Source organism: Lysinibacillus sp. IITD104, assembly GCF_036698265.2.
In the GTDB taxonomy this organism is placed as follows: domain Bacteria; phylum Bacillota; class Bacilli; order Bacillales_A; family Planococcaceae; genus Lysinibacillus; species Lysinibacillus boronitolerans.
In genome coordinates, this window is record NZ_JBAHYH020000001.1 from 3,555,009 (window position 1) to 3,567,468 (window position 12,460).

Consider the following 12,460-nt stretch of genomic DNA (forward strand, 5'->3'; position numbering starts at 1 on the left):
TTCATTCTATTGTAAATTTGGCATAATGTCTAAGCAAATCGAGTATTTTGGTCAATTTTTCTCTCATTCTATGGAAGATTTTTTTCGCTTGTGACGTTTCTCATCTAACCTAGTTAGTAATATACGCCTAATTATTGCTATATTCTGGAACAAACGTACTCCAAAAGCGAAAATCGCTGCTAAATACAAATCTATCCCCAAATTCACTCCTATAAAAGCTAAACCTGCTGCTAGAACTATATTAAAAAAGAATCCTGATACAAAAACTTTATCATCGTAAACTTGCTGCAATTGAGCACGAATACCTCCAAATAATGTATCTAAAGCTGCTAAAACAGCTATTGACAGATAATTTTCATACATAGAGGGGATTTGTATATTTGTTAACAAGCCAAGGGCAAGTCCAAATACCAAACCTAAAAATGGTAGCCACATATATTAATCTCCTTTTTTAACCTCTGCTAAATAATCATTTGTCAACGGCTGATCAAATGCTGGAATTTGTAACTGTTCAATTGGTTCTTCAATTACTAAATTAAAATTATCTAAATAAAATGAGTCTATAAATGTTGAGGCCTGCAAGGAATTATACATTTTCTGCGCTGCTTTATAATCGCTTGTCCCTACAAATATCTCAAAAGAAGGCGAAGACAATGGTATACTGTTTACTGTTGTCTTGCCATTTATATCTCGTATGGCTGTTGTTTGTACTACACGATTACCATCAATCGAGACATTAGTCGCATTGTTCTTAAAAAGGGTATTTAATAATTGAGTTAACAAATCGGGTGAAATTTCTTTAATTTCATAGCCCATTTCTATCAGTTCAGGTGCAGGTTCGACTCGAAGTACAACACCTGGCCCGATAACTTCTGTTAATCCTGCTTGTAGCTTTAAACGATTCAATGTTTCATTTAAGGCTGCTTGCTGATTTACTTTTTCAGATTGCTCATAGCGATCCACTACTTCATGAAGTGAGCGAATTTCTGCCAGTAATGCGGAATGTCTTTGTTTTTCTTGTGCTAATTCCTCTCTTATTGCCCAAATATCTCGTGTATCTCGCTCAGCTGGTTTTTGTATGGTATTGTATTGTACCGCTATCATCAAACCGATAATAAATAGCACGATCGTTATTCGGGTGTACATATTTCTTTTCAAAATAGCCCCTCCTAGACGTATCGTATGCCCCTCAGAATACGACTTTGAATTGTATAATTATCTACAATTGACTATAAAACTGGAGGCTAAATTAAACTTGAAGCTTAAAGTATAGAACTTGTCCTAACTTTCTACTTTTACTTTTGGCATTGTAAGCTTTTGATTTTCTTCAAGTGACACCACAATATTGTCATTTAATAATTGATCCACTACGCCCCCATTTAAATTTAAAGAAGCCATCAATGTATCTGAATCACCAACCGCTTCGATCACAAATGGAGCTGGATGTTGTGTACCATCAATTGTTATTACTGGACCATTACAGCGAATATAAGAACTCGCTAATACACGTTGTCCATTAATAGCAATAGCTTGCGCGCCTGAAATTTTTAGTTCATTTAACAATTTAAAAACATGACTTTCATGGACAATATAGTCATTTGGATTTAAGGATTTTGGATCATAGTCTCCATCCTGAAGGGTTATGCGTATGCCCTTCCCCTCACTCTTTAGTTCACCGAGTAAAAGCCGTAAATCTTCTGCTTGCTCAACAAGCTTCTTATAGTCCTTTTCGTTTGAAGCAAAGGATTTTTCATACTTTCGAATTTGTTCTTGTAAATTATTTAGTTCTTCTGTGAGTTCTTTATTGCGCTCTTGTTGGGTGATTAGCTCCTCCCGATAAGATTCTTCTTGCTCAAAAAGTTCAGAATCAATAGTGCCTGCTTCTCGGTTATCTTTTGCCTGGTTGTATGAATAGCCGATGATAAATCCTGTTGTTACACAAACAATTAGTAATTCAAATTGTTTTCTAGTAAAAAAACTCCCTTTGCTATTCGTCTTCTTGTTGTTCATCATCCGTCACTTCCTGGTTAACCATTTCCCCATCTGCATTCGCTTCCATATCAATACTAATCTTGTTGTATTCCTCGTTAAAAGGACGATAGTATGAACCGACCTCTAAATCAATCACACCTTTTTCTAAGTTGGCAATTTGTGCGACAATAGAGGGGTAGTAATTTAACTTTTCCGCTAGTGTCTGAATAACAGCACGAACTTCATAGCCATCATTCATATAAAGCTTGACTGCATTTGGATTTGCCTCATTACTATTCGTGTTAACCTGAGAAATTAAAGCTAATACTTCTGGCTTTAATTGTGCTAGCTGTTCAACAAGCTTATTTATGGTCTTTTCACCAGTTATCCCGATAAAAACAGGTGCATCAATGGGTGTATCATTTCCTGTTTGTTCAAAGCGCTTGCCGTTTTCTAGCAAAGGATAATAAGTGCCGTCTCCAGCTAAGTACGCAACTTTTTTCCATTCTTTAATATCAATCGTTACGCCTTGTAACCAGTTACGGTTAACATGTGCTTCTTTTACCCATTTATCCTTTAATAAAATCTGCTCAATATCTTCCACTTTGAAACTCCACATTGATTTTCCTGGTGCAAGAGTACTTGCCTCCAAATAATATTGGTCATTTGCTAGCTTTGCACCATTGACTGTGATTTTATTGATGTTACTGTATGGAGATTGAAAATAAAGGAGTACTGCTAACACAATAAAGAAAAGTAATATTAGCACGATAAATTTACGGTTTGTACGCTTTTTTCGTCGCTTTTTTAGCGTAGGTATGCGATCTTCTATATCAATTACTTTCTCCAAAAAGTACTCCTCCTTTATATTTATTTCGCTAATTGATAAATAATACCTATTATTAACCACATTGTTACTAAAGATGTTCCACCATAGCTAATAAAAGGTAATGTGACACCCGTTACTGGCACTAAACCTATTACTACGGCTATATTTAAAAATGCTTGCACCATAAGCATTGTGACAAGCCCGATAATCGCATAATAGGACGTTCGATTTTTAGCCTGTACAGCAAATCTATAGCCTGCATAGATCGTTAGTACAAAAAGCGCTAAAATAACGAGGCCACCAATCAATCCGACTTCCTCTAAAATAATGGCGTAAATAAAATCATTTTGAGGCTCTGGTAAATACAGAAACTTTTGTCTGCTTTGTCCAAAGCCATGCCCAAAAATCCCGGCTGGGCCGATAGCCATTAATGATTGCACCGCTTGGAACCCACTAACCAAGGGATCAGCCCATGGATCAAGAAATGCTTCTATACGCTTTAGACGATATGGCGCTGTCGCTATGAGACCTACTAATCCAGCGACACCAGCTAGCATAATCATGGCGTATAGTTTTAGAGGATAGCCAGCGACAAAAAATAATAAAAATACAGATACAACGAGAATAAATACTGAGCCAAAATCAGGCTGCAACATGATGAGAACAACAGGTAATAACAGGATGAAACCATGTCGCCAGTTAACAACAGGAGTGCCCGTTTTATGTTGGGCTAATATATGGCTCAAGTACACAATGACGGTAATTTTCGTTAGCTCTGCTGGCTGTATTGTTAATGGACCTACACCAATCCAGCTTTGCGAACCATTTCGCACGAGTCCTATACCAGGAATCAGTACGAGAACGAGTAATATTAACGAAAATATATAGGCCATTTTCCAAAAGGACTGCTCTCTCAAAATATTTAATCGAATCGTGATTAAAAATACGACAATGGCTACCACAAAGTATACGCTTTGCTTCATATAAAACGGCATTTTTCCACTATAATGAACGGCACTCCAATAGGTACCTGCAGAATAGACGAAAATAATGCCGATTATTGATAGCATCAAAGTTGTGACGAGCAATAAGTAGCTTTCTTTACCTCTCAGTAATGCCATCCTTCCAAGTCAAGTATATTCTAAAATAGTTACAGGCTCATTACAGCTTCATTACAGCATCAATAAAAACATCTCCACGTATTTCAAAGCTGTCATATTGATCCCAGCTTGCACATGCAGGAGATAGTAAGATAATATCTCCTTCTGCAGACATCGGTGCTGCATATTGAACAGCGTCTTCTACATTTTGAGCAATGACGGTTTGTTGGACACCACACGATTTTGCAAATTCTACAAAGCGTAAGCCAGTTTCTCCAAATGCAACAACACCCTTTACATGACTCATACAAGGGCGAAGTTCTTCAAAAGAATGTCCACGATCTAAGCCACCTGCGAGTAAAATGACAGGAGCTTGGAAAGCATCTAAAGCACTCTTTGTTGCTAAACAATTGGTTGCCTTAGAGTCGTTATAAATCTTTCGACCGTTCCATTCACGTACGAATTGTGTACGGTGTCTAACTCCCCCAAATGTCGCTAAAACCTCTTCCATCTTCTCTTTGTCACAGCCTACTAAAATACAAGCTGCGACGGCTGCCAAGATGTTTTCTAAATTATGCTTGCCAGGCAAGGCAATGTTGGCGCGATCCATATACGGCTCACCTTGCCAATAAATTGTTGTCTCATCTGCACTAATGCCATTTTCAGTACGTCCCTTTGAACTGAATGGAATCTTCTGTGCATGAGATTGTGCTGCATATCCAACCACTATCGGTTGATCGGCATTGTAAATAAAATAATCACTGTCATCTTGATTTCGAGTAACACCAAACTTCGCTTCAGCATAGTTATTAAATGTTCCATGATAGTCTAGATGCGCATCATAAAGGTTTGTCAAAATAGCAATTTTAGGCTTAAACGTTTTGATCCCCATCAATTGGAATGAAGACAATTCTGTTACAATGATGTCATCTTGTTTAGCTTCTTTTGCGACGCCACATGCAACTGTTCCAATATTTCCAGCAATTAACGGATTTTTACTTCCATTATTTAACATGTCGAATATTAAAGTTGTCGTCGTTGTTTTGCCATTCGAGCCCGTTATACCGATAAATGGTGCATCACTAATTAAATAAGCTAGCTCAATCTCTGTCCAGACCGGAATCTCTCGACTAAGGGCATCTGCCACAATTCGATTGCTATAAGGTATACCTGGATTTTTCACCACTAGCTCAAAGCCTTCATCAAGTAGATCTTCAGGATGGCGACCACAGATTACTGTAATCCCCTTTTGTAATAGCCTTTGTGCATCTGGACTTTCATCAAATGGCTTCGAATCATTAACTGTTACGAATGCGCCAAGCTCGTGTAAAATTTCAGCAGCAGCCACACCACTTTTTGCTAGACCTAACACAAGTACTTTTTTATGTTGTAAATCTGTATAGTTTTTCATTAGAACGCCTCCGATAAAACTGCAATTAATGCTACTGCTAAGGCCGTTGACCAGAAGACAAGCACCACTTTCCATTCTGACCAACCTGATAATTCAAAATGATGATGAATAGGGCTCATTTTAAAAATACGCTTTTTTCGAAGCTTAAAGCTACCTACCTGCAAAATAACGGAAAGTGTTTCGATAACAAACACTAAGCCAACTAGTAAAAGCAAGAACTCTTCTTTTACTAAAACAGATACCATAGCCAATGCACCACCTAATGCTAATGACCCCGTATCCCCCATAAATACCTTGGCAGGATTAGCATTAAATAATAAAAAGCCTAATAAAGCACCTGTTACTGCAAACGAAAATAGTGCAATATCTGCTTGACTTTGGAATAGCGCAATAACCCCAAATGCTGCAAAGGCAATCGAAGCAGTACCTGCCACTAGCCCGTCTAGTCCATCCGTCAAATTCACTGCATTAGAGAAGCCTACTAACCAGAAAATTAAAAAGGCTACATAGAATACGTCAAGATCAATTGTCCACTCCGTAAATGGAATGGCTAGCGTTGTATCAAACGATCCTACATGTAGAAGGAAATACGCAAGAATAGCAATAACAATTTGCCCAATCAATTTTTGAAGAGAGGTTAAACCTAGATTTCTTTTAAATACAACCTTTAAACCATCATCTAATAAACCTATTAAGCCGAATCCTGCTAATACTAATAAAAGTACTACGGTCTGTGTCGTTAATAAATCTAAAAAGCTACCTACACCAACAGTTGTAAGGAGGATGGATATTAAGAATATAATTCCTCCCATTGTTGGTGTACCAGCTTTTTTCATATGTGATTTTGGTCCCTCTTCTCGAATACTTTGCCCAAACTTTAGACGACGAAGAAGTGGAATACTTATTGGTGCCAGGATAACTGTTACTAAGAAAGCAAGAGCTAAAATGGTAAGTGTTGTTGCGAGTTTCATTGAAAAATCTCCTTTAAATCTTGTTTCACTTTCTTCTTTAAGAAAAAAGCATTAACTTTCATTTTATTATTACTACCCTTCATAATAATAGTGGTTCTTTCCCATTTTTTAAAGGTAAAGTTATTCTAGTTCTCCAAATATAAATGAATGGTACCATCTTGTTTGATAACACTATCCACTTCAGGTAACTGATTACCAATTTTGGTCCCTTCTCCATGCCATTCAATACGGAATGGGTAAAATTGCTTGGCAATATCATCCTTCGTTTGACCAATGAAATTCGGTACCTTCACAGTAATTGGGTCACCATAACGATAATCCTTTTCAAGTTGTTCCTTCGATTTTTCAATACCTACAAAAGGCGCAACATCCTCAATAATTTGCCCCACTATAGGTGCTGCTACAACACCACCAAACTGGGTAGTCTTTTTCGGATTGTCAACAGCAACATAGACAACAATTTGCGGATTGTCTGCTGGTGCAAAGCCAATAAAGGATACGATGTATTCTCCACTTTTATAACGGCTATTTTCAACTTTTTGTGCTGTTCCAGTTTTACCACCAATTCGCAATCCATCTCGAAAGGCTTGTCGACCTGAACCATTCGCTACTACTGATTCCAAGGCACCTCGAACCTTAGCAGAGGTTTCTTCACGAATTACCTGATTTTTAACAACTGGCTGCGTTTCTTGTATGACTTCCCCTGTATTTGGATTAAATACCTTTTTCACAACATATGGCGTATAAAGCTTGCCTCCATTTATGGCAGCAGCAACTGCTTGAACTTGTTGAATAGGTGTCACGGCTACTCCTTGACCAAATGAAGTGGTTGCCTGCTCGACAGGACCAAAGGCTTCCCTAGAAAATAAAATCCCTGATGCTTCACCAGCTATATTAGATCCTGTCTTTTTTCCAAAACCAAAATCTTTAATATATTGAAGTAGTCGCTCATTGCCTAAACGCTGACCTAATTCTATAAAGCCTGGGTTACAAGAGTTTTCAACTACCTCTAAAAATGTTTCATGACCATGCCCTTCACGTTTCCAACAGCGTAGCTTTGCTCCCGCCACCATTGTATAACCTGGATCATAAAATGTATCATGCTCCAAATCCACTAAGTTTTCTTCCAACGCAGCACTAAGGGTAATAATTTTAAAAGTTGAACCTGGCTCATACGTCATCCATACGGGCAAATTACGATTGTAGATGGCTGGCTCTACTAATTGATATTCAGCTGGATGGAAAGTCGGATAAGAGGCTAATGCCAAGATTTCGCCATTGTTTGGATTCATAGCAATGGCTAATGCTTGGTCAGCTTCATAGCGCTTCATAGCTTGCGATATTTCACGCTCTACGACTTGTTGTACATCGACATCAATTGTTAGCTCGATTGTGGCACCATCCTCTCCTGCTTTCCAAGCACTTGAAACATTAGGCAAATTATTACCCTTTGCATCTGTGAATAGACGGATAGCAGAAGAATTGGCCTGCAGGAATTTATCATATTCATATTCTATTCCAGCTAATCCTTGAGCATCATAGCCCGTAAAACCTAAAAATCGAGATAAGAGCGTGCCGTAAGGATAATCCCTTGAATAATCAACACCACTATACAACCCTTCAATTTGCATACCTTGTAATTCTACCGCTTTTTCATAAGGTATATTTTTGCCTTCAGGCGCTAGTTTCACTAAGTAGGCTTTTTTTTGCATTTTCTCTAATAGCTTCGCTTTATCCACTTCAAGAACTTGCGCAATTTTTTCTGCAGCTCCTTCAATATCATTACTTTGTGAAGGCATGAAATATAATGTAGGCGCTAGCTTATTAGTTACAATACTCTCTCCATCTCGATCTGTTATATGCCCTCGTTCATTCGCGAATGGAATTTCCCTGTCCCAGTTCTCCTCTGCCTTGGTAGTTAGTTCTTTTTGATCTAACACTTGCAAAAAAAACAACCTAACAACAATTGCCACTGCTACACACATAAACAACACATATAAAATACGTAAACGCTTTTTAGAATGGATAGAAATCCACTTCATTCGACATCACACCTTGTTTTTTACAACGTATGAAATAAAGTGGACTTCTATTCAGTATTATTCACCCTCTACTTCTTCAACTTCACCCTCAGAAGCAGACTCAACGTCTTGTACAAAGCTCTCAGCAGGTGTTTTGAGCTTGACGACTATCGGTGAACTATCGGTGATGACGGTTCCAGCTGAAACACTTTGACTTGCTACAAAACCTTCACCGAATATTTCCATCTCTAGTCCAGTCATAGATTTGAAGACTAGTAGATTACGTAATGACCAATTCGTGAAGTCTGGCAATGTTATCTCGCCTTCAGTCTTTAAAAATACAAAACTACCTTTTACGAGTTTTTGAGTGTTTGTTGGATATTGTTCAATAATTTTACCGCCACTACCTACAACGATTGGTTGTAAACCATCATTCGCTAATTCTACCTCAACTGCTTCAGAACTTTGACCTGTATAATCTTGAATGCTGACTTTATTGACATGTTGAACATCGTCTGGATTGATATTAAGGTGCTTTAAGCTATTTAACATAACTGGATTAAAGACTTTTGATACTGGTACGGAGCCAAGCTCATTGTTCAGCTTAGGTTTTTTCACTGAGACATAGACAATTAGCTGTGGATCATCTACAGGAGCCAAGCCTAAAAATGAATAAAGGTATTGGTTTGAAAGATATCCACCGCTAGCTTTTGGAATTTGGGCAGTACCCGTTTTCCCTGCAACCTCATAATCCTCCAATATAAAATCCTTCGCTGTCCCATGTTTTGATGTTAATGTGGAGGCAAGGATTTCTCGTACTTGTTTCGCTGTATCAGCTTTAATTGGTTGCCCTTTTTCAACAGGCTCATGATTTTGAATAATTTTCCCAGTAGAAGAATCAACAATACGGTCGATAACATACGGTTGCATCATTTTGCCATCATTTGCAATAGCAGTCATCGCTTGGATTAACTGAATAGGTGTTACTGTTGAGCCTTGGCCATAAGTTGTTGTTACTCGTTGAATAGGGTACTTTGATAAAATGGTACCCGCTGCTTCATTCGGTAAATCAATACCCGTTTTGTGCCCAAAACCAAAGCGGTCCAGATAATCAATAAATACGTCATCGCCAATCTTAGTTAATAAATGGGCCATACCAGTATTGGCAGAGCGTTGAAAACCTTCTAAATAAGTAATTGGACCCCAGCCATATCTATTGTGATCTCGAATCGTACGGTCAAATACTGTATATGAACCAGACATAAACCAATCATTCGGTGTCCATTTTCCCGTATCAATAGCAGAGGCAAGTGTGAAAGTTTTCATTGTTGAACCAGGCTCAATCGTTTCTTCAATTACCTCGTTTAGCCACTTCATATTTTGACTCTCACGTGTTTCTGGGTTAAATGTAGGACGCTGTGACATTGCTAAAATCTTTCCAGTCTTCGGATCTGCCACAACCGCGGTCATAGACTCAGGATTATATTCCTGTTCAACCTTTGTCATTGCTTCCTCTAAGAAGCTTTGGATTGTTTTATCAAGTGTTAAATAAATGTCGTCCCCATTTTTTGCAGGAGTAATCATTTTCTCACTGTTCGGAAGCAAATAGCGGAAAGCATCTGTCTCATATTCCACTTTGCCATTAACGCCTGTTAGTTCTTTATCATACGTATATTCTAGACCCATTTCTCCCTTGGTTGTAACCGTACCATCTTCATTATCTTTTTTGAGAGCATAGCCAATTAAATGAGAGGCAAATACACCATTTGGATAATACCGTTTTAAGTCACTTACAAAGAGAATTCCCGGTAATTTTTCTTCCTTTATTTTACTCATGACCTCGTGACTAATGCCACGGCCTGCGCTACCAAACTCAACTTGATATAAAGGTTCACCATCACTTCTATATCGATTGTTCAACTTTTTAACAATCTCGTCTTCCTTATCCTTCATCGCTGGTATATATTTCGCTAGTACTTTTGCCGTTTTCTCCGAATCCACTACATGTCGGGGATTCTTAGGATCTGTTGTAGCCTTTTCACTTACAATGGCAATCATGCGATAACTTAATGTATCCTCTGCAATTACTTGTCCATTTTGATCATAAATCTTCCCACGATTAGCTGTAATTACACTTTCCTTACCATACTTAGCTGCTGCTCTCGCTGCAAGCTCTTGTCCTTCTACTTCACCTGTAGCCTGTAATGTCACCATTCTTGTGAATAATAGAAAAAAGAGCCCTCCATAAAAAATTAATAATAGAAAGGCTCCCCATTGGAATCGAAATCTCTTTTTTTTCATTCTCCCGGCACTACCTTTACATTTTTCTCATTTTGAGTTAAACCGAGTTCTTTGGCTTTTTTCCATATGTTTTCGTATGTAGAAAGTTCACTTACACGAACCGTTAAGTCAACATTCTGTTTCGCAATCTCTTCTGCTTCTGATTCGATTTTTTGAATGTCTATACTTGTTGTTTGAATCGCTGCTTGTTTATTTAATACAAGTATTCCTAGTACAGCAATAATGCCAATTAAAACAATTAGCATTGTCTTTTCAAACTTCTGGTTCGTTTTTTTACGACGTATGATAGTGGGTTGTGGACTAGGTGGTGTTATCGGTTGTTGCACTTGTTGATGTTGGTGCTGTTGCCTTACACGAACTGCTGCCATTTACTCACGCCCTTTGTCGTTAATTTTCTCCACCACTCTAAGCTTCGCTGAACGCGCACGATTATTAACTGCCAATTCTTCATCAGAAGGAATAATAGGCTTTCGTGTGATAAGCTTTAAAGTTGGCTTCATGTCATCAGGAATTACAGGTAAATTTGGTGGTAATTCCGGTAATGATGACGCTTCCTTAAAGATTGTCTTGCATAGGCGGTCCTCCAATGAATGGAACGTAATGACACTAATGCGCCCCCCTACGTTAATCATATCAATCGCATCGACTAAAGAATCCTCTGCTGCGCCTAGCTCATCATTAACAGCAATTCGTATTGCTTGGAAAATGCGCTTTGCCGGATGTCCACCTTTTCGGCGTGCCGCTGCTGGAATACCCTCTTTAATTAATTCTACAAGTTGACCAGTTGTTTCAATCGGTGCTGTTTTTCGAGCCTCTTCAATTTTACGGGCAACTTGTTTAGAAAACTTTTCTTCTCCATAACGGAAAAATATACGAACAAGATCCTCGTATGCCCATTGATTAACAACATCTGACGCTGTCAGTGTTGCAGTTTGATCCATACGCATATCAAGTGGTGCATCGTGGTGATAACTAAAGCCTCTCTCAGGTGTATCTAATTGTGGAGAAGATACGCCTAAGTCATATAAAATACCATCAACCTGCTTAATGCCATGAGCTAATAGTTCTTCTTTTAAGTAACGGAAATTCGAATGGATAAATGTAACACGCTGTATATAAGGTGCTAATCGAATTTTCGCATTTTCAATAGCCGTCATATCTTGATCAAAACAAATTAAGCGGCCTTTATCTGATAATTGTTGTACTAGATATTCACTGTGTCCCGCACCACCAAGTGTACAGTCCACATATACACCATCAGGATCTATGTTCAACCCATCAACAGTTTCTTTTAATAACACGGTTGTATGATCGAACATACCACTCGCTCCTCTCAGGCCTTAACCTCATTCAACTATCACGTTGCAATGCCTATTACAAGTTAAAAATCAAAGCCAATCATATTTTCTGCAATTTCATTAAAAGATTGTTCAGACTCACTAAAGTAAGCTTCCCAAGCATCCTTAGCCCAAATCTCTATTCGATTTGAAACACCCAGCACCACACATTCTTTTACTAGATGCGCATGATGCATAAGGGTAGTTGGGATATTGATGCGCCCCTGCTTGTCTATCTCTACCTCTGTTGCTCCAGAAAAGAAAAACCTCGCAAATGCTCGTGTATCTTTTTTGGTCATTGGTAAACCTTTTAATTTCTCTTCGAGTTTTCGCCATTCATTCATAGGATAGCCAAATAGACAGTTATCGAGACCTCTTGTGACAACAAACGTTTCGCCTAAAGCTTCACGAAATTTTGCCGGTACGATTAATCGCCCTTTCGCATCAACGGAGTGTTGATATTCTCCCATGAACATACTACTCACCCCACTTTATTAAATAATGTACCACATCCCCCCA

At 38.3% G+C, this 12,460-nt stretch carries 12 protein-coding genes; all 12 read right to left on the minus strand.

Annotation, left to right across the window (positions count from 1 at the left end):
• Window positions 1–63: 63 nt before the first annotated feature.
• The 12 genes from V1L66_RS18120 to mraZ all read right to left on the minus strand — a co-directional run bounded on the left by V1L66_RS18120 (window position 64) and on the right by mraZ (window position 12,417).
• Window positions 64–435, minus strand: a complete 372-nt coding sequence (locus V1L66_RS18120) for a small basic family protein (protein WP_036077137.1) — start codon at window positions 433–435, stop codon at window positions 64–66.
• Window positions 436–438: 3 nt separating this feature from the next.
• A complete protein-coding gene (locus V1L66_RS18125) occupies window positions 439–1,158 on the minus strand; it encodes a DUF881 domain-containing protein (RefSeq protein ID WP_036077135.1) in 720 nt (239 codons plus the stop codon).
• A gap of 123 nt (window positions 1,159–1,281) precedes the next feature.
• Window positions 1,282–2,010, minus strand: coding sequence for a DUF881 domain-containing protein (locus V1L66_RS18130; protein WP_036077199.1), 729 nt, complete (start codon window positions 2,008–2,010; stop codon window positions 1,282–1,284).
• Window positions 1,988–2,821 carry a cell division protein FtsQ/DivIB gene (locus tag V1L66_RS18135; protein ID WP_036077132.1) on the minus strand — a complete coding sequence of 278 codons (834 nt, stop codon included), beginning with the start codon at window positions 2,819–2,821 and terminating at the stop codon, window positions 1,988–1,990. Before V1L66_RS18135 ends, V1L66_RS18130 begins: the two co-directional genes overlap by 23 nt.
• 20 nt (window positions 2,822–2,841) lie before the next feature.
• Window positions 2,842–3,921, minus strand: a complete 1,080-nt coding sequence (gene ftsW / locus V1L66_RS18140) for a putative lipid II flippase FtsW (protein WP_333006122.1) — start codon at window positions 3,919–3,921, stop codon at window positions 2,842–2,844.
• Window positions 3,922–3,961: 40 nt separating this feature from the next.
• A complete protein-coding gene (gene murD, locus V1L66_RS18145; protein ID WP_036077127.1) occupies window positions 3,962–5,311 on the minus strand; it encodes a UDP-N-acetylmuramoyl-L-alanine--D-glutamate ligase in 1,350 nt (449 codons plus the stop codon).
• Window positions 5,311–6,282 carry a phospho-N-acetylmuramoyl-pentapeptide-transferase gene (mraY, locus tag V1L66_RS18150; protein WP_016992541.1) on the minus strand — a complete coding sequence of 324 codons (972 nt, stop codon included), beginning with the start codon at window positions 6,280–6,282 and terminating at the stop codon, window positions 5,311–5,313. The genes murD and mraY overlap by 1 nt, the downstream gene beginning before the upstream one ends.
• A 125-nt stretch (window positions 6,283–6,407) precedes the next feature.
• The gene (locus V1L66_RS18155; RefSeq protein ID WP_333006125.1) at window positions 6,408–8,324 is read right to left on the minus strand and encodes a stage V sporulation protein D; all 1,917 of its coding nucleotides are present in this window, start codon (window positions 8,322–8,324) and stop codon (window positions 6,408–6,410) included.
• 57 nt (window positions 8,325–8,381) lie between these two features.
• Window positions 8,382–10,604, minus strand: coding sequence for a penicillin-binding protein (locus V1L66_RS18160; protein ID WP_333006126.1), 2,223 nt, complete (start codon window positions 10,602–10,604; stop codon window positions 8,382–8,384).
• The gene (gene ftsL, locus V1L66_RS18165) at window positions 10,601–10,972 is read right to left on the minus strand and encodes a cell division protein FtsL (RefSeq protein ID WP_004224836.1); all 372 of its coding nucleotides are present in this window, start codon (window positions 10,970–10,972) and stop codon (window positions 10,601–10,603) included. The genes V1L66_RS18160 and ftsL overlap by 4 nt, the downstream gene beginning before the upstream one ends.
• On the minus strand, window positions 10,973–11,923 hold the full coding sequence (gene rsmH / locus V1L66_RS18170; RefSeq protein WP_036077119.1) for a 16S rRNA (cytosine(1402)-N(4))-methyltransferase RsmH: 951 nt from the start codon (window positions 11,921–11,923) through the stop codon (window positions 10,973–10,975). It abuts the gene before it with no gap.
• A 62-nt stretch (window positions 11,924–11,985) separates the two neighbouring features.
• Window positions 11,986–12,417, minus strand: coding sequence for a division/cell wall cluster transcriptional repressor MraZ (gene mraZ / locus V1L66_RS18175; RefSeq protein ID WP_016992543.1), 432 nt, complete (start codon window positions 12,415–12,417; stop codon window positions 11,986–11,988).
• Window positions 12,418–12,460 lie beyond the last annotated feature (43 nt).